The sequence below is a fragment of the Serratia sp. AR11 genome, assembly GCF_056376275.1.
On sequence record NZ_CM150739.1, the window covers coordinates 402,335 to 426,470 of the forward strand.

At 54.5% G+C, this 24,136-nt stretch carries 22 protein-coding genes and 2 tRNA genes; 20 read left to right on the plus strand and 4 right to left on the minus strand.

Annotation, left to right across the window (positions count from 1 at the left end; translation table 11 throughout):
- Positions 1-35: 35 nt before the first annotated feature.
- The 3 genes from pmrB to dacB are packed head-to-tail and all read right to left on the minus strand — an operon-like array spanning position 36 to position 3,198.
- On the minus strand, positions 36-1,097 hold the full coding sequence (gene pmrB / locus ACSOSI_RS01875; protein WP_476706447.1) for a two-component system sensor histidine kinase PmrB: 1,062 nt from the start codon (positions 1,095-1,097) through the stop codon (positions 36-38).
- The gene (gene pmrA / locus ACSOSI_RS01880) at positions 1,094-1,756 is read right to left on the minus strand and encodes a two-component system response regulator PmrA (RefSeq protein ID WP_012004937.1); all 663 of its coding nucleotides are present in this window, start codon (positions 1,754-1,756) and stop codon (positions 1,094-1,096) included. The genes pmrB and pmrA overlap by 4 nt, the downstream gene beginning before the upstream one ends.
- Positions 1,757-1,764: 8 nt before the next feature.
- Positions 1,765-3,198, minus strand: coding sequence for a serine-type D-Ala-D-Ala carboxypeptidase (gene dacB, locus ACSOSI_RS01885; RefSeq protein ID WP_012004938.1), 1,434 nt, complete (start codon positions 3,196-3,198; stop codon positions 1,765-1,767).
- A 256-nt stretch (positions 3,199-3,454) separates the two neighbouring features.
- Here dacB and greA point away from each other — a divergent pair, with 256 nt between their 5' ends.
- A complete protein-coding gene (greA, locus tag ACSOSI_RS01890; protein ID WP_012004939.1) occupies positions 3,455-3,931 on the plus strand; it encodes a transcription elongation factor GreA in 477 nt (158 codons plus the stop codon).
- Positions 3,932-4,045: 114 nt separating this feature from the next.
- Here greA and yhbY read toward each other — a convergent pair whose 3' ends face one another.
- On the minus strand, positions 4,046-4,339 hold the full coding sequence (yhbY, locus tag ACSOSI_RS01895) for a ribosome assembly RNA-binding protein YhbY (protein WP_004933536.1): 294 nt from the start codon (positions 4,337-4,339) through the stop codon (positions 4,046-4,048).
- Between the two features lie 144 nt (positions 4,340-4,483).
- Here yhbY and rlmE point away from each other — a divergent pair, with 144 nt between their 5' ends.
- From rlmE to yedF, 19 genes are all read left to right on the plus strand, one after another.
- A complete protein-coding gene (gene rlmE / locus ACSOSI_RS01900; RefSeq protein ID WP_012004940.1) occupies positions 4,484-5,113 on the plus strand; it encodes a 23S rRNA (uridine(2552)-2'-O)-methyltransferase RlmE in 630 nt (209 codons plus the stop codon).
- 56 nt (positions 5,114-5,169) lie between these two features.
- A complete protein-coding gene (ftsH, locus tag ACSOSI_RS01905; protein ID WP_012004941.1) occupies positions 5,170-7,101 on the plus strand; it encodes an ATP-dependent zinc metalloprotease FtsH in 1,932 nt (643 codons plus the stop codon).
- A gap of 92 nt (positions 7,102-7,193) precedes the next feature.
- The gene (folP, locus tag ACSOSI_RS01910; protein WP_017891382.1) at positions 7,194-8,027 is read left to right on the plus strand and encodes a dihydropteroate synthase; all 834 of its coding nucleotides are present in this window, start codon (positions 7,194-7,196) and stop codon (positions 8,025-8,027) included.
- A 7-nt stretch (positions 8,028-8,034) separates the two neighbouring features.
- On the plus strand, positions 8,035-9,372 hold the full coding sequence (gene glmM / locus ACSOSI_RS01915) for a phosphoglucosamine mutase (protein WP_012004943.1): 1,338 nt from the start codon (positions 8,035-8,037) through the stop codon (positions 9,370-9,372).
- A gap of 251 nt (positions 9,373-9,623) precedes the next feature.
- Positions 9,624-9,959, plus strand: coding sequence for a preprotein translocase subunit SecG (secG, locus tag ACSOSI_RS01920; protein ID WP_012004944.1), 336 nt, complete (start codon positions 9,624-9,626; stop codon positions 9,957-9,959).
- Between the two features lie 78 nt (positions 9,960-10,037).
- Positions 10,038-10,124 (plus strand) — tRNA-Leu (locus ACSOSI_RS01925).
- Between the two features lie 60 nt (positions 10,125-10,184).
- Positions 10,185-10,261 (plus strand) — tRNA-Met (locus ACSOSI_RS01930).
- A gap of 217 nt (positions 10,262-10,478) precedes the next feature.
- Positions 10,479-10,931 carry a ribosome maturation factor RimP gene (gene rimP, locus ACSOSI_RS01935; protein WP_012004945.1) on the plus strand — a complete coding sequence of 151 codons (453 nt, stop codon included), beginning with the start codon at positions 10,479-10,481 and terminating at the stop codon, positions 10,929-10,931.
- A gap of 21 nt (positions 10,932-10,952) precedes the next feature.
- The gene (gene nusA / locus ACSOSI_RS01940) at positions 10,953-12,461 is read left to right on the plus strand and encodes a transcription termination factor NusA (RefSeq protein ID WP_012004946.1); all 1,509 of its coding nucleotides are present in this window, start codon (positions 10,953-10,955) and stop codon (positions 12,459-12,461) included.
- Positions 12,462-12,485: 24 nt separating this feature from the next.
- A complete protein-coding gene (infB, locus tag ACSOSI_RS01945; protein WP_012004947.1) occupies positions 12,486-15,173 on the plus strand; it encodes a translation initiation factor IF-2 in 2,688 nt (895 codons plus the stop codon).
- 68 nt (positions 15,174-15,241) lie between these two features.
- The gene (gene rbfA / locus ACSOSI_RS01950) at positions 15,242-15,652 is read left to right on the plus strand and encodes a 30S ribosome-binding factor RbfA (RefSeq protein WP_012004948.1); all 411 of its coding nucleotides are present in this window, start codon (positions 15,242-15,244) and stop codon (positions 15,650-15,652) included.
- The gene (truB, locus tag ACSOSI_RS01955) at positions 15,652-16,596 is read left to right on the plus strand and encodes a tRNA pseudouridine(55) synthase TruB (protein ID WP_012004949.1); all 945 of its coding nucleotides are present in this window, start codon (positions 15,652-15,654) and stop codon (positions 16,594-16,596) included. Before rbfA ends, truB begins: the two co-directional genes overlap by 1 nt.
- Before the next feature lie 123 nt (positions 16,597-16,719).
- On the plus strand, positions 16,720-16,989 hold the full coding sequence (gene rpsO / locus ACSOSI_RS01960; protein ID WP_012004950.1) for a 30S ribosomal protein S15: 270 nt from the start codon (positions 16,720-16,722) through the stop codon (positions 16,987-16,989).
- Between the two features lie 255 nt (positions 16,990-17,244).
- The gene (gene pnp / locus ACSOSI_RS01965) at positions 17,245-19,362 is read left to right on the plus strand and encodes a polyribonucleotide nucleotidyltransferase (RefSeq protein WP_012004951.1); all 2,118 of its coding nucleotides are present in this window, start codon (positions 17,245-17,247) and stop codon (positions 19,360-19,362) included.
- A gap of 128 nt (positions 19,363-19,490) precedes the next feature.
- Positions 19,491-20,375, plus strand: coding sequence for a lipoprotein NlpI (gene nlpI, locus ACSOSI_RS01970; protein ID WP_012004952.1), 885 nt, complete (start codon positions 19,491-19,493; stop codon positions 20,373-20,375).
- A 122-nt stretch (positions 20,376-20,497) separates the two neighbouring features.
- Positions 20,498-20,572 (plus strand): protein YrbN, encoded by a 75-nt coding sequence (gene yrbN, locus ACSOSI_RS01975; protein ID WP_223499600.1) that lies wholly within the window; start codon positions 20,498-20,500, stop codon positions 20,570-20,572.
- Positions 20,562-22,523, plus strand: coding sequence for a DEAD/DEAH family ATP-dependent RNA helicase (locus ACSOSI_RS01980; RefSeq protein WP_012004953.1), 1,962 nt, complete (start codon positions 20,562-20,564; stop codon positions 22,521-22,523). The genes yrbN and ACSOSI_RS01980 overlap by 11 nt, the downstream gene beginning before the upstream one ends.
- Before the next feature lie 146 nt (positions 22,524-22,669).
- Positions 22,670-23,884, plus strand: coding sequence for a selenium metabolism membrane protein YedE/FdhT (gene yedE / locus ACSOSI_RS01985; protein ID WP_476706448.1), 1,215 nt, complete (start codon positions 22,670-22,672; stop codon positions 23,882-23,884).
- Positions 23,881-24,120, plus strand: a complete 240-nt coding sequence (yedF, locus tag ACSOSI_RS01990) for a sulfurtransferase-like selenium metabolism protein YedF (protein WP_012004955.1) — start codon at positions 23,881-23,883, stop codon at positions 24,118-24,120. Before yedE ends, yedF begins: the two co-directional genes overlap by 4 nt.
- Positions 24,121-24,136: the final 16 nt, after the last annotated feature.

Sequence of the window (24,136 nt, forward strand, 5' to 3'; positions counted from 1 at the left end):
GAAGAGAGGGGCTCAGTTAACACTGGGCCCTTTTTTTATTTCAGGACGTTTTCCGGGAGCCAGCATCGTGCATCGAGCCCGCTGGTATCCTGACGGTTTTGCAACGTTAAACGCCCCTGATGCAGCTGCACAATACGAGTTACGATATTCAATCCCAACCCACTGCCGCCATAGCGTTGATCCATGCGGCGGAAGGCCTGCGTGAGTTCACCCGCTATTTTCTCTTTGACGCCCGGACCTTCATCGATCACCTGTAGCCGGTAACCGCGTTCCTGCGCAGAAAGTTGTACCTGGATCCTGCTACCCTCAGGGCTATAACGATGGGCATTCTCCACCAGGTTACGCAGCAGCAGACGTAACAGTACCGGGTCACCATGCACCGGGGCGGTGGTCGGAAGCTGCCATTGCAAACTTTGCCCGCGTTGTGTGGCCAACTCCTCGAGCTCTTCCCGCAGCGGTTGGATTACATCGCTCACCAAATCGAAGCGTTGATAATGGCCACTGGCAAAATCTTGACCGGCGCGTGCAAGCATCAGCAATTGTTCGACGGTGTGAATCAGTTGGTCAATGCGCTTAATCAGTGGCCCACTTTGCGGGACTCCCTGTTTTTCCATTAACTCCAGATGCAGGCGGATCCCCGCCAGAGGCGTGCGTAGCTCATGGGCGGCGTCGGCAGTAAACAGCCGTTCCTGCTGGATGGTGTTATCCAGCCGCGAGAACAATTGGTTGAGCGTAGTGGTGACCGACATTATTTCGAGGCTGTCGCTGTTAAGCGGCAGCGGCGTCAGGTTATCGGCAGAACGCTTTTCCAGCCGTTGTTGCAACTGATTGAGCGGGCGGATAATCCAGCTGATAGCCCAAAATGAGGCGAGCAAAGTCACGACCATCATGATCAGTGAAGGGGCGAGCAGTGAGGCTATTGCTTCGGCGATTTCCGTATCGACACGCTCGGTGCGAACCTTGGCCGACAGGGTTTCATCCACCAGGAAGCTGATTTGCTCCTGGCTTTCATGCCACAACCAAAAGGCACTGATAAGCTGGGTGACCAAAAGGATCAGCGCCAGCATCAACAACAGACGACGGCGCATGCTGATCATGATGAGGATTCCAGACGATAGCCGATACCGCGAACGGTGCGGATGCGATCTTTACCCAATTTGCGGCGCAGATTATGGATATGTACTTCCAGCGTGTTGGAGCCCAAATCGTCCTGCCAGGTATAGAGATCCTGCTGCAGCAGTTCACGATTGACCGTTTGCCCGGCGCGCATCATCAGACGTGACAGGATGGCGAACTCTTTCGGGGTGACTTCCACCGGCTGTTGCTGAACATAAACCTGCTGACTGGAGAGATTGAGTTGGAGGTCATCGAGCTGCATGAGGTTGTCACTGTGACCCTGATAGCGACGGATCAGCGCCCGCACGCGCGCCTGCAGTTCAACCAACGCGAAGGGTTTCACCAGATAATCGTCGGCGCCGGCATCCAGCCCATCAACACGGTCTTCAAGCGCATCGCGAGCGGTCAGGATCAGCACCGGCAGCTCGACTTGCTGGCGGCGCCACTGCCGAAGCAGGCTGGCGCCGTCCATGTCAGGCAGGCCCAGATCGAGGATAATCATGCTGTACTGACTGGTGAGGAGCAGAGCATTGGCCTCCGCCGCCGTAGCCGCGCAGTCGCAGGCATAGCCCTCGCCAGCTAATGCCAGGGCCAGGCCTTGCTGCAGCAGCTCATCGTCTTCAACAATCAGCAGTTTCATCATAACCCTCAGTTATTCTGATAAATATCCCGGTACAGACGGCTTTCGAAACGCACCAGTGGAGCGCGGCGCTGTTTTTGATCTTCCGGCGGCACGGCATAGCCCGACAGATACTGTACGAATGCAAAACGTTGGCCGCTGGCGGTGGTGATAAACCCGGCCAGGTTGTACACGCCTTGCAACGCCCCGGTTTTAGCGGAAACCTTCCCGTCGACACCGGCTTCATGCAGGCCGCCACGGTAACGTAAGGTGCCGTCATAGCCAGACAACGGCAGCATTGAAATAAAGTTCAGTTCACTGTCATGCTGCGCGATGTACTGCAACGCCTGCATCATGGTTGCCGGGGCCAGCAGGTTATGGCGTGACAGGCCTGAGCCATCCACCACGATGCTGTTGCCCAAATCGACACCGGCTTTCTGACGAAGTACCTGACGCACGGCATCGGCACCGGCACGCCAGGTGCCCGGCACGCCAAAACGTTCATGGCCTATAGTGCGGAATACGGTATCGGCAATCATGTTGTCCGATTTCTTCAGCATGATCTTCAGCAACTCGTGCAGAGGCGCTGATTGAGCCTGTGCGATCACCGTTCCCTTCAGGCCAGGTTGGGTCTGACGCTTCAGGTGGCCGTCGATCTGAATGCCGGCCTGCGTCAGCTCATCTTTCAAAATAGCCCCGGCATAGCTGGCACCATCCTGAATGGCGAAGGCCAGCGGCAGCGGATCGCTGCGTTGGGTCAGACAGCCGGTCAGGGTAAAGCGATTCAACTCGCCCGGCACCACATCCAGCTCACAATATTGGGCATCTGCGGAGCCTTTCGCCAGCGTACGTACCTGGCTGAACATATTGACCGGGTAATACGAGGCCACGCGAATAAAGGCCATATCGCCCGGATTCGGCGCGCTGTACAACGACACAGAGAAACAGTTGCGATCGACTATCGCCGCTGCCGGCGGTGCGCTGAAGCACTGGGTCAGGTCGTTCCACGGCCAGCCGGGGGCTTTGTCATGGCTGGCGAATACCGAAGTATCGACCAGCACATCGCCGGTGATCTGGCGGACACCCTGCTTTTTCAGGATCGCCACCATGTTACGCAGGCTTTGGCGCTTAAAGGTCGGATCGCCGCTGAAGCGGGCAATCAGGTTGCCGCGCAGCACGCCGTCACTGATATCACCCTGGCTTTCCAGCGTGGTGGTGAAGCGATAGTCGGGGCCGAGCTGCAATAATGCAGCCAGCGCGGTCAGCACTTTCTGGGTACTGGCCGGCAACGCCATTTGCTGAGAGTGATAATCGATGGTCGGTGCGTCTGCGCCGATCTTCTGAACTACCAGGGCAAGGTTGGCCCCATCAGGCAAATATTGTGTGTAATCTTCAACCGGGGCCGCATTCGCATTTAGAACAAATGCGCAAGCCAATGCACTGACAATTCGTGAAAAACGCATAATCTCGGGATAACAGCTGGATAACGTGCCGTCATACTACGGTGCATTCAGGGAAAAAGTAAACGATGACCCTCAAGGAACTCTAAGCTAAAATGCGTATCAAAATGCAAAATCGATCCTGACTTGGGCAACTGTTCCGAGTCAGGCTTCTTTTGTTTGTCGCCTGGAGGCGGGGGGCATGTAGCCACCGTTTTTTCATTCGAACACGTCAGGATGACGGTTATTTGAACAGGAAGGATTTAGAGGTATTTAGCTTATGAAACAGATTCCGATGACCTTGTTTGGCGCTGAAAAACTGCGCGAAGAACTCGAATATTTAAAAGGCGTGCGCCGTCCGAAAATCATTGCGGATATCGCTGACGCCCGTGAACACGGCGATTTGAAAGAAAACGCAGAGTACCACGCCGCTCGTGAGCAGCAGGGTTTCTGCGAAGGACGTATCCAGGAAATTGAAGCCAAGTTGTCCAACGCGCAGGTGATCGATATCACCAAGATGCCTAACAATGGCCGCGTGATTTTTGGCTCCACCGTATCGGTGATGAACCTCGATAGCGAAGAAGAAGTGACCTACCGCATCGTTGGCGACGATGAGGCCGATTTCAAGAAAAATCTGATTTCGGTCAATTCACCGATGGCACGTGGTTTGATCGGTAAAGAAGTGGATGACGTGGTAGTGATAAAAACCCCGGGTGGCGATGTCGATTATGAGATCTTGAAGGTTGATTATCTCTGATCGCTCTGCAATCGTTCAGAAAATCGCCAGGGTTTTGTAAAGAAAGGAAAAAGGCCGCACGCGGCCTTTTATCTGAATCAGGTGCATGGCACCTTTTCGTTAACCCAATGCTTATTAACGCGGTAGACTGATCTTGCGCTCTTTAGAAGGGCGGTAAAGAATAAGCGTACTGCCGATGACTTGCACGTTGCAGGCACCCGTTTCACGCACGATAGCGTCGGCGATCAGGGTTTTGGTTTCGCGATCTTCAGCAGCGATTTTTACCTTGATCAGCTCATGATGCTCCAGAGCCTGTTCAATTTCAGCCAGCACCCCTTCGGTGAGACCGTTATTACCCAGCATGACAACCGGTTTTAACGGATGCGCCAGGCCTTTCAGGTGCTGTTTTTGTTTATTATTCAGATTCATTGTCTTTTTTGCTTAAGTTGGGATTGAAAACGGTACATTCTACCGCCATCTCATGTATATCACCAAATCGGTCTTCACCGGTGTGAGTCTACGTGAGCTGCGAACCTGACATTAAGACTCTTTTTATGATAGTTGGAAAACGAGATGGCTAATAAAAAGCGTTCTGCTAGCTCCAGTCGCTGGTTACAAGAACACTTTAGCGATAAATATGTTCAACAGGCGCAGAAAAAAGGGCTGCGTTCGCGCGCCTGGTTTAAACTTGATGAAATACAGCAGAGTGACAAACTGTTTAAACCCGGCATGACCGTAGTGGACTTAGGTGCGGCTCCGGGTGGTTGGTCGCAATATGTCGTGACCCAGATCGGCGGTTCCGGCCGCATCATCGCCTGTGATATTTTGCCAATGGATCCAATCGTTGGCGTCGATTTCCTTCAGGGCGATTTTCGTGATGAACTGGTGCTCAAGGCTCTGTTGGAACGTGTAGGTGAAAGCAAGGTTCAGGTGGTTATGTCTGACATGGCCCCGAATATGAGTGGCACTCCGGCCGTCGATATTCCAAGATCGATGTACCTGGTGGAATTAGCACTGGGAATGTGTCGTGATGTCCTCGCACCAGGCGGAAGTTTCCTGGTGAAGGTGTTCCAGGGAGATGGTTTTGACGAGTACCTACGGGAAATTCGCTCCCTGTTTACGAAGGTTAAGATTCGTAAGCCAGACGCTTCCCGCGCACGTTCGCGCGAAGTGTACATTGTAGCGACAGGGCGCAAGCTGTAGTACCCTAACGCTGTTTGTTAACACAGTTGTAATATGAGGTTAATCCCTTGAGTGACATGGCGAAAAACCTAATTCTCTGGTTAGTCATCGCGGTAGTGTTGATGTCTGTATTCCAGAGCTTTGGGCCCAGCGAGTCGAATGGCCGTAGGGTGGATTACTCTACCTTCATGTCCGAGCTGACCCAGGACCAGGTTCGCGAAGCGCGAATCAACGGACGTGAAATTAACGTTACCAAGAAAGACAGTAACAAATACACGACCTACATCCCTGTCAACGATCCGAAATTGCTGGATACGTTGTTAACCAAGAATGTGAAAGTTGTTGGTGAGCCACCTGAAGAGCCGAGTTTGCTGGCTTCTATCTTTATTTCGTGGTTCCCAATGCTGTTGCTGATCGGGGTTTGGATCTTCTTCATGCGGCAGATGCAGGGCGGCGGCGGCAAGGGCGCGATGTCCTTCGGCAAGAGCAAGGCCCGCATGCTGACGGAAGACCAGATCAAAACCACTTTTGCCGACGTTGCTGGTTGCGACGAAGCAAAAGAAGAAGTGAGCGAACTGGTGGAATACCTGCGTGAGCCGAGCCGTTTCCAGAAGTTGGGCGGTAAGATCCCTAAAGGCGTGCTGATGGTTGGCCCTCCAGGGACCGGTAAAACGCTGTTGGCGAAAGCTATCGCCGGCGAGGCAAAAGTGCCGTTCTTCACCATTTCCGGTTCCGACTTCGTGGAAATGTTCGTGGGTGTTGGTGCATCTCGTGTGCGTGACATGTTCGAACAGGCCAAGAAAGCGGCACCGTGCATCATCTTTATCGATGAAATCGACGCCGTTGGTCGCCAGCGTGGCGCCGGTCTGGGTGGCGGTCACGATGAACGTGAGCAAACGCTGAACCAGATGCTGGTTGAAATGGACGGCTTTGAAGGCAACGAAGGCATTATCGTCATCGCTGCGACCAACCGTCCTGACGTACTTGACCCGGCATTGCTGCGTCCAGGTCGTTTCGACCGTCAGGTTGTTGTTGGTCTGCCAGACGTACGTGGTCGTGAGCAGATCCTGAAAGTGCACTCCCGTCGCGTGCCTTTGGCACCGGATGTTGATGCTTCAGTACTGGCACGTGGTACACCGGGCTTCTCAGGTGCTGACCTGGCTAACCTGGTCAACGAAGCGGCACTGTTTGCTGCCCGTGGCAACAAACGCGTTGTGTCGATGGTTGAGTTCGAAAAAGCCAAAGACAAGATCATGATGGGTGCGGAACGTCGCTCCATGGTGATGACCGAAGCGCAGAAAGAGTCGACCGCGTATCACGAAGCAGGCCACGCCATTATCGGCCGTCTGGTTCCTGAGCACGATCCGGTACACAAGGTAACCATTATTCCTCGTGGTCGCGCGTTGGGGGTTACCTTCTTCCTGCCGGAAGGCGATGCTATCAGCGCCAGCCGTCAGAAACTGGAGAGCCAAATCTCTACTCTGTACGGTGGTCGTCTGGCTGAAGAGATCATCTACGGGCCAGAGAAAGTCTCTACCGGTGCGTCGAACGACATTAAAGTGGCGACCTCGATTGCCCGCAACATGGTGACCCAATGGGGCTTCTCCGAGAAGCTGGGGCCATTGCTGTATGCGGAAGAAGAGGGCGAAGTGTTCCTGGGCCGTTCCGTGGCCAAGGCGAAACACATGTCGGACGAAACCGCGCGCATCATCGACCAGGAAGTTAAATCCCTGATCGAACGCAACTACATCCGTGCGCGTGCGTTGTTGATGGAAAACATGGACATCCTGCATTCAATGAAGGATGCACTGATGAAGTATGAAACCATCGATGCGCCTCAGATCGACGATCTGATGAACCGCAAAGACGTGCGTCCGCCAGCGGGTTGGGACGATGCGAGCAAAGGCAGCAACTCCGACAATGGCGGCACACCAAAAGCCCCAACGCCGGTAGATGAGCCACGCACGCCAAACCCAGGCAATACCATGTCTGAACAGCTAGACAAGTAACTTTGGCTGTGTAATAACATCGAACCCCGGCATGCCGGGGTTTTTTATTGTCCGGCGGGCAGTGAACCAGGCAACAGTAAGGTGGATTAGTAATGCAGTTAACCGTGCGAGACACGACTTTCGATCTTTCCCATCCGCGGGTGATGGGGATCCTCAACGTAACCCCGGATTCTTTTTCTGACGGCGGCCAACACAACACTCTAAATCAGGCGTTGTTGCATGCCCATGCCCTGATTTCGGCGGGTGCGACCATGATTGATGTGGGGGGCGAGTCGACCAGACCGGGAGCGGCAGAGGTTAGTGAAGACGAAGAGATCGCACGCGTAGTGCCCGTGGTGGAAGCCATTGCCCGGCGTTTTGAAGTCTTTATCTCGGTGGATACCTCGAAAGCCGGGGTGATCCGCGAGTCGGCTCAGGCGGGGGCGCATCTGATCAACGACGTTCGCTCGCTACAGGAGCCGGGCGCGCTGGCTGCCGCCGCGGAAAGCGGGCTACCGGTGTGTCTGATGCATATGCAGGGTGAACCGCGCACCATGCAGCAGGCGCCGCACTATGATGACCTTATTGGTGATGTTAACGCCTTTTTCCAGCGACATATTGAACGCTGTAATGCCGCCGGGATTACAAATCAGAAATTGCTGCTCGACCCAGGATTCGGTTTCGGTAAGAATTTAGCGCACAATTATCAGCTTCTGGCCAGATTGTCAGAGTTTCATCACTTCGGCCTGCCGTTGTTGGTGGGGATGTCGCGTAAGTCGATGATTGGACAACTGCTGAATGTGCCCCCCGATCAGCGGGTCATCGGCAGCGTGGCCTGTGCGGTGATCGCCGCCATGCAGGGCGCACAGATTGTCAGAGTGCATGACGTTAAAGAAACCGTCGAGGCGATGCGTGTCGTCGAGGCAACACTTTCAGCTAAGGGATGATAGAGACATGAGTGAGCGCAAATATTTTGGTACCGACGGCATTCGTGGCAAGGTCGGCGATACTCCTATTACCCCGGAATTCGTTCTGAAGCTGGGCTGGGCGGCGGGTAAGGTACTGGCACGTCACGGATCTCGCAAAATTATTATCGGCAAAGATACCCGCATCTCCGGCTACATGCTGGAGTCGGCGCTGGAGGCGGGACTTGCCGCTGCGGGGCTGTCAGCTTCGTTTACCGGCCCAATGCCTACGCCGGCGGTGGCGTATTTAACGCGTACCTTCCGTGCTGAAGCCGGTATTGTTATTTCGGCATCACATAACCCGTTTTACGACAACGGCATCAAGTTTTTCTCGATTGATGGGGCCAAGCTGCCGGACGATGTTGAAGAAGCCATTGAAGCCGAAATGGAAAAACCGCTGACCTGCGTGGAATCCTCAGAATTGGGCAAGGCCAGCCGGATCATCGACGCGGCCGGCCGCTATATCGAATTCTGCAAAGGCACCTTCCCGAGCGAATTGAGCCTGAAGGGTCTGAAAATCGTGGTGGACTGCGCCAACGGTGCGACCTATCACATTGCGCCAAGCGTGCTGCGTGAGCTGGGCGCCACGGTGATTGCCATCGGCGTTGAGCCGGACGGCATGAATATCAATGAAAAGTGCGGCGCGACTGATGTTCGTCAATTACAGGAGCGGGTACTGCAGGAAAAAGCCCATGTCGGCCTGGCATTTGACGGTGACGGCGACCGCGTGATGATGGTTGATCACCTTGGCAACAAGGTCGATGGCGACCAAATCCTGTATATCATCGCTCGTGAAGGGCTGCGTCAGGGCCAGTTGCGCGGTGGCGCGGTTGGCACGCTGATGAGCAACATGGGTCTGGAATTGGCGCTCAAGCAGTTGGGTATCCCATTTGCACGTGCGAAAGTCGGCGACCGCTACGTTCTGGAGAAGCTGCAGGAGTTGGGATGGCGTATCGGTGCGGAAAATTCCGGCCACGTGATCCTGTTGGACAAAACCACCACGGGTGACGGCATCGTTGCCGGTCTGCAGGTGCTTACTGCGATTGTTCGTAACAGTATGAGTCTGCACGACCTGTGCAGCGGCATGAAATTGTTGCCGCAAATTCTGGTCAACGTGCGTTTTGCCGGCGAGCATAACCCGCTGGAATCCGAAGAAGTGCGTAAAATCACCGAGCAGGTTGAAGTGGAATTGGCCGGTCGCGGCCGCGTTCTGCTGCGTAAGTCCGGTACCGAACCGCTGATCCGCGTGATGGTGGAAGGTGAGGATGAGCAGCAGGTGACTGCGCTGGCACATCGCATCGCCGATGCGGTGAAGTCCGCTGGTTAATGGGGCGCTGATGAGTTCGGGGGCGGCAGTTGCCCCCGAAAATCACAGCCTGCGAATTTTATTGGTGTTTTTTTCCGCAAACGCGCCGGTGGCTGCAAATTGCCCTTGCGTGGTTTGGCACCTTTGGTTAGTATTCACACCCGCTTCAGTGGGCAGTTTGATATAACGCCTGCGACTTCTTGTTAGAAAAGAAGCCTATGGGGTGTGAAGCATTTGGCACGCGGTGAAGCCGCAAGGATACGGGTACAACTATGTACGAAGCTCTTCTGGTAATTTTCCTGCTGATCTCAATCGGGCTGGTAGCTCTGATTATGCTGCAGCAAGGTAAAGGCGCTGATATGGGAGCCTCATTCGGAGCAGGTGCATCTGGCACATTGTTCGGTTCGAGTGGTTCCGGCAACTTCATGACCCGCATGACGGCTGTGCTGGCGACGTTGTTCTTCGTCATCAGTCTGATCCTTGGCAATCTGAGCACCAACCAGACCAAGAAGGGCAGCGAGTGGGAAAACCTGGGTCAGCCAGTGAAATCTGAGCAGACTACCGCGCCGGCAGCACCAACCAAGCCGAGCAGCGATATCCCGCAGTAAGTGCCAAGCAGTAACAGAGTTTGAAAGCGGTTGTTGTTACCTCGATATAAATAACAGCCGTTAGCAGTAAGAATCAGTACCGAGGTGGTGGAATTGGTAGACACGCTACCTTGAGGTGGTAGTGCCCTAACGGGCTTGTGGGTTCGAGTCCCATCCTCGGTACCAAATCCCAGAGATAACTTGCTATTTTGCGATTATCGGCGTAATATTTGCCACGTTTTCGGACGCGGGGTGGAGCAGCCTGGTAGCTCGTCGGGCTCATAACCCGAAGGTCGTCGGTTCAAATCCGGCCCCCGCAACCACTTTCCTTTAAGTGTTTATTTTCAAATACACTTTTCGATTGAATTCCGCTTTTCTCGATCAACATTTGAAAATGACACTTGCTAGAAAGTTGCACCGAAGCCGCTTAGCGGCAAACAGGGTCCAGTTGCATAAAGCCCCGAATTTTCGGGGTTTTTTGTTATTTGGCAACAGAATCACTGGGCTATTAGGCCCTTTTTTTATGTCTTGGGGGTGGGCTTGTCCACATTAGAGCAAAAATTAACAGAGATGCTTTCGGCACCGGTAGAAGCGTTGGGCTTTGAACTTGTAGGCATCGAATTTATTCGTGCGCGCCAATCGACGCTCCGTATCTATATTGATAGTGAAAACGGCATCAATGTTGACGATTGTGCTGATGTCAGCCACCAGGTCAGCGCTGTATTGGACGTTGAAGAGCCAATCACAGTCGCTTACAACTTGGAAGTCTCCTCTCCTGGCCTTGATCGCCCGATGTTCACCGCCGAGCACTATACTCGTTTCCTCGGTGACGAAGTCAGCCTGGTCTTGCGCATGGCCGTACAGAACCGTCGCAAATGGCAGGGCATTATCAAGTCTGTCGATGGCGAGATGATCACGGTTGCTGTGGAAGGGAAAGATGAAGTGTTCGCGCTGAGCAATATCCAGAAAGCGAACCTGGTACCCCACTTTTAAAGTTTGGATGAGGCAACTAGGATGAATAAAGAGATTCTGGCTGTTGTTGAAGCTGTTTCCAATGAAAAATCCCTTCCGCGTGAGAAGATTTTCGAAGCGCTGGAAACCGCATTAGCCACCGCCACCAAGAAAAAATACGAGCAGGAAATCGAAGTTCGCGTCAGCATTGACCGCAAAACTGGCGATTTCGACACCTTCCGTCGTTGGGTCGCTGTAGATGAAGTGACTCAGCCAACGCGTGAAATCACGCTGGAAGCTGCACAGTATGAAGAGCCAGGCATCGAGCTGGGCGGTTACATCGAAGATCAGATTGAATCTGTGACCTTCGACCGTATCACCACTCAAACCGCGAAACAGGTTATCGTACAGAAAGTACGTGAAGCCGAGCGCGCGATGGTGGTTGACGCCTTCCGCCAGCACGAAGGTGAAATCGTCACCGGCGTGGTGAAGAAAGTTAACCGTGACAGCATTGCGCTGGATCTGGGTAGCAACGCTGAAGCGGTCATTGGCCGTGAAGATATGCTGCCACGCGAAAACTTCCGTCCGGGTGACCGTATCCGCGGTATCCTGTACGCCGTTCGTCCAGAAGCCCGTGGCGCGCAGCTGTTTGTCAGCCGCTCCAGCGCCGAGATGCTGAAAGAACTGTTCCGCATCGAAGTACCGGAAATCGGCGAAGAAGTGATCGAAATTAAAGCGGCAGCCCGCGATCCTGGCTCCCGTGCAAAAATTGCAGTGAAAACCAACGACAAACGCATCGACCCGGTCGGCGCTTGCGTAGGTATGCGCGGTGCGCGCGTTCAGGCCGTTTCGAGCGAGCTCGGCGGCGAACGTATCGACATCATCCTGTGGGATGATAACCCTGCGCAGTTCGTCATCAACGCCATGGCGCCGGCAGACGTTGCCTCAATCGTGGTTGATGAAGATAATTGCACTATGGATATCGCCGTTGAAGCCAGCAATCTGGCACAGGCGATCGGCCGTAATGGCCAAAACGTGCGTTTGGCATCCCAGTTGTTAAAACAGCATCGTGACGATGACCGTTGGGAACTGAACGTGATGACGGCGGACGATCTGCAGGCCAAGCACCAGGCCGAAGCTCATGCCGCCATTGATACCTTCACCAAACATCTTGATATTGACGAAGATTTCGCCACCGTACTGGTTGAAGAAGGCTTCTCTACTCTGGAAGAGTTGGCTTACGTGCCAATCAAAGAGCTGCTGGAAATCGACGGTCTGGATGAAGATATGGTTGAAGCGTTGCGCGATCGCGCCAAAGCTGCATTGACCACGCTGGCCCTGGCACAAGAAGAAAGCCTGGGCGACCAAAAACCTGCTGACGATTTGCTCAACCTGCCGGGTCTTGAGCGCAGCATGGCCTTTAAACTGGCCGCGCGTGGGGTTTGTACGCTGGAAGATCTTGCCGAGCAGGGTGTTGACGATCTGGCTGATATTGAAGGGCTTAGCGATGAGCAAGCCGGCGAGCTGATTATGGCCGCACGTAATATCTGTTGGTTTGGCGACAACGCGTAATAAACTGTAGCAGGAAGGAACAGCATGACGACAGATGTAACCGTAAAATCGCTGGCAGCAGAGATTCAGACTCCAGTTGATCGCCTGGTACAGCAGTTTGCTGATGCAGGGATTAACAAGTCTGAGACAGACTCTGTAACCCAACATGAGAAAGAAGCCTTACTGGCGCACCTGAACCGTGAACACGGTAGTGCGCCGGGTAAGCTCACGTTGCAGCGCAAAACGCGCAGCACCTTGAATATTCCGAGCACCGGCGGTAAAAGTAAATCGGTGCAAATCGAGGTCCGCAAGAAACGCACTTATGTAAATCGCGATACGCCAGAAGCCCAACAGGCTGAAGCGGCAGAGCAGGCACAGCGTGAAGCGGAAGAGCAGGCACAGCGCGCAGCAGAAGAGCTGGCGAAACGCGAAGCAGAAGCAAAGCGCGCAGCCGAAGAGCAAGCCAAACGTGAGGCCGCGGAGATTGCTAAGCGTAATTCAGCGGAAAAAGAAAAAGTGACGAATCAACATACCGACGAAATGACCAAGCCAGCTCAGGCAGAAAAAGCACGCCGTGAAGCCGAAGCCGCAGAACTGAAACGTAAAGCGGAAGAGGAAGTACGACGCAAGGTTGAAGAAGACGCCAAACGCGTAGCGGAAGAAGCGCGCCGCATGGCCGAAGAGAAAGGCGAAGAATGGGCTGCTGCCGAGAAAGCCAGCGCAGCGGTTGAAACTGCCGATTATCATGTAACCACTTCCCAGCACGCCCGTGCTGCCGAAGATGAAAACGACGCTAAAGTTGAAGGCGAACGCCGCACCCGCACTCGTGGCGGTAAAGCGACCAAGCAGAAAAAAGGCAACAAACTTTCCGAGTCTAAAGCAGACCGTGAAGAAGCGCGCGCCGTGACCCGTGGTGGTAAAGGCAAGCGTAAGCCAAGTACTCTGCAGCAGGGCTTCAACAAGCCGGCTCAGGTGGTTAACCGTGACGTTGTGATCGGCGAAACCATCACCGTAGCCGAACTGGCTAACAAGATGGCGGTTAAAGGCTCTCAGGTCATCAAAGCGATGATGAAACTGGGCGCAATGGCCACCATCAACCAGGTCATCGACCAGGAAACCGCACAGCTGGTTGCCGAAGAGATGGGCCACAAAGTTATCCTGCGTCGTGAGAACGAGCTGGAAGAAGCGCTGATGAGCGACCGTGATACCGGTGCTGCGGCTGAGCCACGTGCGCCAGTTGTGACCATCATGGGCCACGTTGACCACGGTAAAACTTCTCTGCTGGACTACATCCGCTCCACCAAGGTGGCAGCAGGCGAGGCCGGTGGTATTACCCAGCATATCGGTGCTTACCACGTAGAAACCGACAACGGCATGATCACCTTCCTGGATACTCCAGGCCACGCAGCCTTTACTTCAATGCGTGCTCGTGGTGCTCAGGCGACAGACATCGTTGTTCTGGTGGTTGCTGCCGACGATGGCGTGATGCCGCAAACCATCGAAGCTATCCAGCATGCGAAAGCAGCGCAGGTGCCTTTGGTTGTTGCAGTGAACAAAATTGACAAGCCGGAAGCCGATCCGGACCGCGTTAAGCAGGAACTGTCTCAGTACGGCGTTATGCCGGAAGAGTGGGGCGGCGAAGCACAGTTCGTTCACGTATCTGCGAAAGCCGGTACCGGTATCGACGAACTGTTGAACGCCATCCTGTTGCAGTCCGAAGTTCTCGAACTGAAAGCGGTACGCAGCGGTATGGCCAGCGGTGTGGTTATCGAATCCTTCCTGGATAAAGGTCGTGGTCCGGTTGCTACCGTGTTGGTACAGGAAGGTACGCTGAACAAGGGCGATATCGTTCTGTGTGGCTTCGAATACGGCCGCGTGCGTGCGATGCGTGACGAACTGGGTCGCGAAGTGACCTCTGCAGGTCCTTCTATTCCGGTTGAGATCCTGGGTCTGTCCAGCGTTCCAGCCGCGGGTGATGAAGCGACTGTGGTGCGTGACGAGAAGAAAGCGCGTGAAGTTGCGCTGTACCGTCAAGGCAAGTTCCGCGAAGTTAAACTGGCGCGTCAGCAGAAATCCAAACTGGAAAACATGTTTGCGAACATGACCGACGGTGAAGTTTCTGAACTGAACATCGTACTGAAATCCGACGTACAGGGTTCTTGTGAAGCGATTTGCGAATCACTTCTGAAACTCTCTACCGACGAAGTGAAAGTGAAGATTGTTGGCTCTGGCGTAGGTGGTATCACCGAAACCGACGCCACGCTGGCAGCGGCTTCCAACGCCATCATCCTGGGCTTCAACGTTCGTGCCGACGCTTCAGCGCGCCGCGTGATTGAAGCAGAAAGCCTGGATCTGCGTTATTACTCCGTGATCTATAACCTGATCGACGAAGTGAAGCAGGCGATGAGCGGTATGTTGGCGCCTGAGTACAAGCAGCAGATTATCGGCCTGGCCGCAGTTCGTGACGTGTTCAAATCACCTAAATTCGGCGCCATTGCAGGTTGTATGGTTACCGAAGGGAACATCAAGCGTCACAACCCAATCCGCGTTCTGCGCGACAACGTGGTTATCTATGAAGGCGAGCTGGAATCCCTGCGCCGCTTCAAAGATGACGTCAACGAAGTCCGTAACGGCATGGAATGTGGTATCGGCGTTAAGAACTACAACGACGTGCGCGTCGGCGACATGATCGAAGTATTCGAAATCATCGAGATCCAACGCACCATCGCTTAACGCTAGCACATCTGCTTAAGTCTGTTCTGGGGGGCCTTGTGCCCCCCGATTTGTCTGGAGAATCCATAATGGCAAAAGAATTCAGCCGCGGTCAGCGCGTGGCACAAGAGATGCAAAAAGAGATTGCTATCATTCTGCAGCGTGAAGTCAAAGATCCGCGTGTCGGCATGGCTACCGTTTCTGGTGTAGAAGTTTCTCGTGATTTGGCCTATGCCAAAGTTTACGTCACCTTCCTGAACGTATTGACCGAAAACGCCGATCCGAATCTGGTGCCTAACGGCATCAAAGCTCTGGAAGATGCTTCCGGCTACATCCGCACGCTGCTGGGTAAAGCCATGCGCCTGCGCGTAGTACCTGAGCTGACCTTCGCTTACGACAACTCCCTGGTTGAAGGCATGCGCATGTCCAACCTGGTGACCAACGTAGTGAAGAATGACGCCGAACGCCGTTCCGCATCAGGCGATGACGAGGAGGCTTAATGAGTCGCCCTCGTCGCCGCGGCCGTGATATCCACGGTGTCCTGTTGCTGGACAAACCGCAGGGCCTGTCATCCAACGACGCCCTGCAAAAAGTAAAGCGCCTCTATAACGCCAATCGCGCGGGTCATACCGGCGCGCTCGACCCGCTGGCGACCGGCATGCTGCCAATTTGCCTCGGTGAGGCGACCAAGTTTTCACAGTTCCTGCTCGACTCCGACAAACGTTATCGCGTGATTGCCCGACTGGGTCAGCGTACCGATACCTCGGATGCCGACGGCCAAATTGTGCAGGAGCGGCCGGTGAGCTTCACCCAGGCGCAACTCGATGCGGCGCTGGACAGCTTCCGTGGCGATATCAAGCAGGTGCCTTCGATGTACTCGGCGCTGAAATACCAGGGCAAGAAACTCTATGAGTATGCTCGCCAGGGTATCGAAGTGCCGCGTGAAGCACGCAGCATTACCGTTTATGAACTGCAGTTTATTCGCTGGGAAGGGGATGAACTGGAGCTGGAAATTCACTGCTCAAAAGGCACTTACATCCGCACCATCACCGATGACCTCGGCGAGCTGCTGGGATGTGGCGCGCACGTGATCTACCTGCGTCGTCTGCAGGTGGCGACCTACCCGACCGAGCGCATGGTCACGCTGGAGCAGTTGAACGAATTGCTGGAGCAGGCTCATCGGCAGGAAATCGCCCCGGCCGAGCTGCTCGATCCGTTGTTGATGCCGATGGACAGCCCGGTGGAGAACTACCCGGAAGTGAATTTGCTGCCAGTGGTAGCGGGTTACGTTAAGCAAGGGCAACCGGTTCAGGTTGCCGGTGCACCGGCCTCGGGCATGGTCCGTATCACCGAAGGTGAAGAGCGTAAATTTATCGGCGTCGGTGATATTGCCGATGACGGTCGTGTGGCGCCGCGCCGCCTGGTAGTTGAATATTTCGACTAAGGGTAGAAAACGCACTGCCTTGCGATCGCACTGCGCTAAGGGTAGAATGGCGCAGCTTATGCATTGGGTTGCTGAATTAGAGATCGGCGCCTGTATTTATTATCTATAATCTGGAGTAAGACAATGTCTCTAAGTGTTGAAGCTAAAGCTAAAATCGTAGCTGATTTCGGTCGTGGTACTAACGACAGCGGTTCTTCCGAAGTTCAGGTTGCCCTGTTGACTGCGCAGATCAACCATCTGCAAGGCCACTTCTCAGAGCACAAAAAAGATCACCACAGCCGTCGTGGTCTGCTGCGTATGGTTTCTCAGCGTCGTAAGCTGCTGGACTACCTGAAGCGTAAAGATGTAGCACGTTACACCAGCCTGATCGAGCGTCTGGGTCTGCGTCGCTAATCAAGCGAGTTTCAGTGGAAAGGGGCCTATTTTGGCCCCTTTCTTCTAGGAAGCATAAGCAAATCAGGTTAATGTATTACTGATGTTTCCAAACAGGATCTTCCGTTACAGAGGTTCGCGCGGCTAATGAGAGGCTTTGTCTCAGGCTTGAGATAAGGATTGTCATTAGTCGCGAGGATGTAGTGAGAAGGCAAACCGAGTCACTGGCGTGTCGAGTCGACAATACGATTGCGCGCCTAATCTAAGGATATAATTTTGCTGACACCGATCATTCGCAAATTCCAGTATGGCCAGCATACCCTCACTATTGAGACCGGTATGATGGCTCGTCAGGCCACTGCCGCCGTTATGGTAAGCATGGATGACACCGCAGTATTCGTTACCGTAGTTGGCCAGAAAAAAGCCAAACCAGGCCAGAGCTTCTTCCCACTGACGGTTAACTATCAGGAGCGTACCTACGCTGCTGGTCGTATCCCGGGTAGCTTCTTCCGTCGTGAAGGCCGTCCGAGCGAAGGTGAAACCCTGACCTCCCGTCTGATTGACCGTCCGATCCGTCCACTGTTCCCGGACAGCTTCCTGAACGAAGTTCAGGTGATCGCGACCGTTGTTTCCCTTAACCCGCAGGTTAACCCGGACATCGTTGCGATGATCGGTGCCTCTGCCGCCCTGAGCCTGTCCGGTATTCCGTTCAATGGCCCAATCGGTTCTGCGCGCGTGGGTTACATCAACAATCAATACGTATTGAACCCAACCAGCGACGAGCTGAAAGAAAGCAGCCTGGATCTGGTAGTTGCCGGTACCGCTGGCGCAGTACTGATGGTTGAATCCGAAGCTGACGTTCTGAGCGAAGATCAGATGCTGGGCGCGGTGGTGTTTGGCCACGAGCAACAGCAAATCGTTATCGAAAACATTAATTCCCTGGTTGCCGAAGCCGGCAAAGCCAAGTGGGACTGGCAGGCACCTGCAGTCAACGAAGCGCTGCACGCGCGCGTTGCAGAACTGGCAGAAGGCCGCCTGGGCGACGCTTATCACATCACCGAAAAACAAGAGCGTTACGCTCAGGTTGATGCGATCAAGAGCAGCGTTGTTGAAACCCTGCTGGCACAGGACGAAACCCTGGACGTGTCTGAAATTCAGGACATCCTGGGTAGCGTTGAGAAAAACGTCGTTCGTAGCCGTGTGCTGCGTGGCGAGCCGCGTATCGACGGCCGTGAAAAAGACATGATCCGTGGTCTGGACGTGCGCACCGGCGTTCTGCCGCGTACCCACGGTTCCGCACTGTTCACCCGTGGTGAGACTCAGGCACTGGTTACCGCAACGCTGGGCACCGCCCGTGACGCGCAGAACCTGGATGAGCTGATGGGCGAAAAGACCGACAGCTTCCTGTTCCACTACAACTTCCCTCCGTACTCCGTTGGTGAGACCGGGATGGTAGGTTCACCAAAACGTCGTGAAATTGGTCACGGTCGCCTGGCGAAACGTGGCGTATTGGCTATGATGCCTAAACCAGAAGATTTCCCGTACACGGTGCGTGTGGTTTCTGAAATCACCGAATCCAACGGTTCTTCTTCAATGGCTTCCGTCTGCGGTGCTTCTCTGGCACTGATGGATGCAGGTGTGCCAATCAAGGCCGCCGTTGCCGGTATCGCAATGGGCCTGGTGAAAGAACAAGACAACTTTGTTGTTCTGTCCGACATTCTGGGTGACGAAGATCACCTGGGCGACATGGACTTCAAAGTAGCCGGTAGCCGTGACGGTATTACCGCGCTGCAGATGGACATTAAAATTGAAGGCATCACCCGCGAAATCATGCAGGTTGCTCTGAACCAGGCCAAGGGCGCGCGTCTGCACATCCTGGGCGTGATGGAACAGGCTATCAGCACCCCGCGTGGCGATATCTCTCAGTTTGCACCACGTATTCACACTATCCGCATCAACCCGGACAAGATCAAAGACGTGATTGGTAAAGGCGGTTCTGTCATCCGTGCGCTGACTGAAGAGACCGGCACTACCATTGAAATCGAAGATGATGGTACAGTTAAAATTGCTGCTACCGACGGTGAGAAAGCGAAATTCGCTATCCGCCGCATCGAAGAGATCACTGCCGAGATCGAAGTGGGCCGTATTTACCAGGGTAAAGTTACCCGTATCGTTGATTTCGGCGCATTCGTGGCGATCGGCGGCGGTAAAGAAGGTCTGGTGCACATCTCTCAAATCGCTGACAAGCGCGTTGAGAAAGTGACCGACTATCTGCAGATGGGTCAGGAAGTACCGGTTAAGGTACTGGAAGTTGACCGTCAGGGCCGTGTGCGTCTGAGCATCAAAGAAGCGACCGCACCAGAAGCAGGTTCACCTGCGCCTGAAGCAGAATAATTGTATAGATAGATTTACAGCTCCCGACCATGGGGTTGGGAGCTGTTCATATAACGCGGGCAGGATGCCTGCGTATTTGCAAACGGATGAAAGGATGTTCATCCAATGTTTGTCTTCGGGAGTGGGAAATGAAGCCTTTCTTGCGCTGGTGTTACGTTGCGACAGCACTCATGCTGGCAGGATGCAGCAACCATGATTGGCGTAAAGACGAAGTTTTGGCGATCCCGTTGCAGCCAACTCTGCAGCAGGAAGTGATCCTGGCGCGCATGGAACAAATACTTGCCAGCCGGGCACTGACGGACGATGAGCGTGCGCAGCTTTTATATGAGCGCGGTGTACTGTATGATAGCCTCGGGCTACGTGCACTGGCGCGCAATGATTTCTCGCAAGCGCTGGCGATACGTCCTGATATGCCAGAAGTTTTCAACTACCTGGGCATTTACTTAACGCAGGCAGGCAATTTTGATGCTGCCTATGAAGCGTTTGATTCTGTACTAGAGCTTGATCCAACTTACAATTACGCGCGTTTAAACCGGGGCATCGCTCTTTATTATGGCGGCCGCTTCCCGTTGGCGCAGGATGATCTGCAGGCGTTTTATCAAGACGACCCAAACGATCCCTTCCGTTCGTTGTGGCTGTATCTTGTGGAAAGAGAAATCGATCCCAAGAAGGCTGACGTAGCGCTCCAGCAGCGTTATGACAAGGCGAACCGAGGGCAATGGGGATGGAATATTGTCGAATTCTACCTGGGCAACATCAGTGAAAAAACGCTGATGGAAAGGCTCAAGGCAGATGCAACGGATAACACTTCGCTCGCTGAGCATCTCAGTGAAACTGACTTCTATTTAGGTAAGCATTACCTAAGTCTGGGGGACAAGGACACCGCTTCGGCGCTGTTCAAACTGACGGTTGCTAACAACGTTCATAATTTCGTTGAGCACCGCTATGCATTGTTGGAATTGGCGCTGTTGGGCCAAGAACAAGACGACCTATCGGAATCGGACCAGCAATAGCTGACGAACAACTATCAGCCTGATATACATTGGTTTTTTGCCAAAGTTATCGTCTTAACGGGCGAGGGCTTTTTTGTTCGTTTTATAATCTAATTTGAGCCGGTTCACACTTTTCAATGAAAATGACTGAAAATTTTCTCGACGAGTTATGTAGACTGGCTGCCATTATTAATGAGGCACGTGTACATGACTACTGAGCTTGAAACCTCTTTTGCTGACCTGGGGCTGTCTGCTCCGATCATTTCTGCCCTGACCGATCTGGGCTACGAAAAACCTTCACCGATCCAGGCTGAGTGTATTCCTCACCTGTTGAACGGCCGTGATGTGCTGGGCATGGCACAGACCGGTAGCGGCAAAACTGCGGCGTTCTCGCTGCCACTGCTGCACAACCTTGACGCTTCCCTGAAAGCACCTCAGATCCTGGTGCTGGCACCGACCCGCGAACTGGCGGTTCAGGTTGCTGAAGCGATGACCGATTTCTCCAAACACATGCATGGCGTTAACGTCGTGGCCCTGTACGGCGGCCAGCGTTATGACGTGCAGCTGCGCGCTCTGCGTCAGGGCCCGCAAATCGTAGTAGGGACTCCAGGCCGTCTGCTGGACCACCTGAAGCGTGGCACCCTGAACCTCTCTAACCTGAGCGGTCTGGTGCTGGATGAAGCCGACGAAATGCTGCGTATGGGCTTTATCGAAGACGTAGAAACCATCATGGCAGAGATCCCGGCTGAACATCAGACCGCGCTGTTCTCTGCAACCATGCCGGAAGCTATCCGTCGCATTACCCGCCGCTTTATGAAAGAGCCGCAGGAAGTGCGCATTCAATCGAGCGTGACTACCCGTCCAGACATCAGCCAGAGCTACTGGACTGTGCAGGGCATGCGTAAAAACGAAGCCCTGGTACGTTTCCTGGAAGCTGAAGATTTTGATGCGGCGATTATCTTCGTTCGTACCAAAAACGCGACCCTGGAAGTGGCCGAAGCGCTGGAGCGCAGTGGTTACAGCAGCGCGGCACTGAACGGTGACATGAACCAGGCCCTGCGTGAGCAGACCCTGGAGCGTCTGAAAGATGGTCGTCTGGATATCCTGATCGCGACCGACGTTGCTGCCCGTGGCCTGGACGTTGAGCGTATCAGCCTGGTTGTGAACTACGACATCCCTATGGATTCCGAATCTTACGTTCACCGTATCGGCCGTACTGGCCGTGCTGGTCGTGCCGGCCGTGCGCTGCTGTTCGTAGAAAACCGCGAACGCCGCCTGCTGCGTAACATCGAACGCACCATGAAGCTGACCATTCCAGAAGTTGAACTGCCAAATGTAGAACTGCTGGGTGAGCGTCGTCTGGCCAAGTTCGCAGCTAAAGTACAGCAACAGCTGGAAAGCAGCGATCTGGACATGTACCGTGGCCTGCTGGCTAAACTGCAGCCGGGCGAAGAAGAGCTGGAAATGGAAACGCTGGCCGCAGCACTGCTGAAAATGGCACAGGGCGAACGTCCTCTGATCCTGCCACCGGATCCTGTCTTCAAACCACGTCAGCGTCGTGAGTTCAACGACCGTGACGACCGCGGTAGCGACCGTCGTCGTGACGCACGTCCAGACAGCCGTGACGGTGGCGCTGAGCGTCCACGTCGTGAACGTCGTGACGTTGGCGAAATGCAGCTGTACCGCATTGAAGTGGGCCGTGATGATGGCGTTGAAGTTCGTCATATCGTTGGCGCGATCGCTAACGAAGGCGACATCAGCAGCCGTTACATTGGTAACATCAAGCTGTTTGCCGGCCACTCAACTATTGAGCTGCCAAAAGGCATGCCGGGCGAGATCCTGTCTCACTTCACCCGTACCCGCATCCTGAACAAGCCGATGAACATGCAACTGCTGGGCGATGCACAGCCGCATGAACGTCGTGAGCGTCCTGCACCTGCCGGTAACGGTGAGCGTCGTGGCGGGGCTCGTCCATTCAACGGCGAACGTCGTGAAGGGGCAAACCCAGGCCGTCGTTCTTTCGGTGATCGTCGTGAAGGCGGTGCTGCTGCACCTGCCGGCAACGGTGGCGAGCGTCGTGGCGGTAACTTCAACCGTGACGGCCAACGCGCACCACGTCGTGATGACGCCGCTCCGGCTGCACCACGTCGTCGCTTCGGTGATGCATAACATCTAATTTGACCGTTCGCGGTTAATTGGATTAAAAACCAGCCTTCGGGCTGGTTTTTTTATGCCTGAAATTCGCCGTTAAGTGAGGGAAAATGGCGTATCATTTATAAGGTTTTTTCTTATGGATACTACGCACGGGAGATGCCATGAGTTGGCAGCAGTTCAAGTCTCAATATCTGGTGCGCTTTTGGGCACCTTTACCCGCGGTGATTGCCGCCGGGATCCTCTCTACCTACTATTTCGGTTTGACCGGGGCCTTCTGGGCGGTGACCGGTGAATTCACCCGCTGGGGCGGCCATATATTGCAGCTGTTCGGGTTGCACCCAGAGCAGTGGGGTTACTTCAAGGTTATCGGGCTTGAGGGGACGCCGTTGCAACGCATCGACGGCAGGATGATCATCGGCATGTTTGCCGGCTGTATCGCCGCCGCGCTGTGGGCTAACAACATCAAGCTACGCCAGCCGCAGAATCGCATTCGCATTGTGCAGGCGCTGCTGGGCGGTATCATCGCCGGTTTCGGTGCACGTCTGGCGATGGGCTGCAACCTGGCGGCCTTCTTTACCGGCATTCCGCAGTTCTCGCTGCACGCCTGGTTCTTTGCGCTGGCGACCGCCGCCGGCTCTTATTTTGGTGCCAAATTTACCCTGTTGCCGATGTTCCGCATCCCGATCAAATTACAGAAGGTGAAGGCGGCCGCGCCGCTGACCCAAAAGCCGGAGCAGGCGCGTCGCCGTTTTCGTTTGGGGATGGTGGTGTTCTGTCTGGCGATCGCCTGGTCGCTATGGACGCTGTTTGATGCACCGACGCTGGGTATCGCCATGTTGTTTGGCATCGGTTTTGGCCTGCTGATTGAACGGGCGCAAATTTGTTTCACCTCGGCGTTCCGCGATCTGTGGATCAGCGGGCGTACCCATATGGCGAAGGCCATCATTCTCGGTATGGCCGCCAGTGCCATCGGCATTTTCAGCTACGTCCAACTGGGCGTGGCGCCTAAAATCATGTGGGCCGGCCCCAATGCGGTGCTGGGCGGATTGTTATTTGGTTTTGGCATAGTGTTGGCCGGGGGTTGCGAAACCGGCTGGATGTACCGTGCGGTAGAAGGTCAGGTGCATTACTGGTGGGTTGGGCTGGGCAATATCATTGGTGCCACGCTGCTGGCCTATTTCTGGGATGATTTGGCCCCGACGCTGGCCACTGACTACGACAAGGTTAACCTGCTGGAGACCTTCGGCCCGATCGGTGGCCTGCTGGTAACCTACCTGCTGCTGGCATTGGCGTTTGGCGCCATGCTGTGGTGGGAAAAACGATTTTTCCGCGCCAGGCCCGACGCGCAGGTGGTTAATTTAAGGAGTGTGTCATGAAGCAAACGGCGATAGTGCCGGATTACCGGTTGGATATGCTGGGTGAGCCTTGCCCTTACCCGGCGGTGGCGACGCTGGAAGCGATGCCGCAGTTGAAGCCGGGGGAAATCCTGGAGGTGATCAGCGATTGCCCGCAGTCAATCAACAACATCCCGCTTGATGCGCGCAACCATGGCTACAAGGTTCTGGATATCCAGCAGGATGGTCCCACCATCCGCTACCTGATCCAGCGCTGATAAAATGAGGGCGCCG

Bases quoted from the DNA above. Each gene is read 5' to 3' on its own strand.
- glmM (WP_012004943.1), top strand. From the start codon at position 8,035: ATGAGTGAGCGCAAATATTTTGGTACCGACGGCATTCGTGGCAAGGTC.
- rbfA (WP_012004948.1), top strand. From the start codon at position 15,242: ATGGCAAAAGAATTCAGCCGCGGTCAGCGCGTGGCACAAGAGATGCAA.
- pmrB (WP_476706447.1), bottom strand. From the start codon at position 1,097: ATGATCAGCATGCGCCGTCGTCTGTTGTTGATGCTGGCGCTGATCCTT.
- secG (WP_012004944.1), top strand. From the start codon at position 9,624: ATGTACGAAGCTCTTCTGGTAATTTTCCTGCTGATCTCAATCGGGCTG.
- nlpI (WP_012004952.1), top strand. From the start codon at position 19,491: ATGAAGCCTTTCTTGCGCTGGTGTTACGTTGCGACAGCACTCATGCTG.
- folP (WP_017891382.1), top strand. From the start codon at position 7,194: ATGCAGTTAACCGTGCGAGACACGACTTTCGATCTTTCCCATCCGCGG.
- yhbY (WP_004933536.1), bottom strand. From the start codon at position 4,339: ATGAATCTGAATAATAAACAAAAACAGCACCTGAAAGGCCTGGCGCAT.
- truB (WP_012004949.1), top strand. From the start codon at position 15,652: ATGAGTCGCCCTCGTCGCCGCGGCCGTGATATCCACGGTGTCCTGTTG.
- rpsO (WP_012004950.1), top strand. From the start codon at position 16,720: ATGTCTCTAAGTGTTGAAGCTAAAGCTAAAATCGTAGCTGATTTCGGT.
- ACSOSI_RS01980 (WP_012004953.1), top strand. From the start codon at position 20,562: ATGACTACTGAGCTTGAAACCTCTTTTGCTGACCTGGGGCTGTCTGCT.
- rlmE (WP_012004940.1), top strand. From the start codon at position 4,484: ATGGCTAATAAAAAGCGTTCTGCTAGCTCCAGTCGCTGGTTACAAGAA.
- infB (WP_012004947.1), top strand. From the start codon at position 12,486: ATGACGACAGATGTAACCGTAAAATCGCTGGCAGCAGAGATTCAGACT.
- nusA (WP_012004946.1), top strand. From the start codon at position 10,953: ATGAATAAAGAGATTCTGGCTGTTGTTGAAGCTGTTTCCAATGAAAAA.
- yedE (WP_476706448.1), top strand. From the start codon at position 22,670: ATGAGTTGGCAGCAGTTCAAGTCTCAATATCTGGTGCGCTTTTGGGCA.
- dacB (WP_012004938.1), bottom strand. From the start codon at position 3,198: ATGCGTTTTTCACGAATTGTCAGTGCATTGGCTTGCGCATTTGTTCTA.
- ftsH (WP_012004941.1), top strand. From the start codon at position 5,170: ATGGCGAAAAACCTAATTCTCTGGTTAGTCATCGCGGTAGTGTTGATG.
- pmrA (WP_012004937.1), bottom strand. From the start codon at position 1,756: ATGAAACTGCTGATTGTTGAAGACGATGAGCTGCTGCAGCAAGGCCTG.
- yedF (WP_012004955.1), top strand. From the start codon at position 23,881: ATGAAGCAAACGGCGATAGTGCCGGATTACCGGTTGGATATGCTGGGT.
- greA (WP_012004939.1), top strand. From the start codon at position 3,455: ATGAAACAGATTCCGATGACCTTGTTTGGCGCTGAAAAACTGCGCGAA.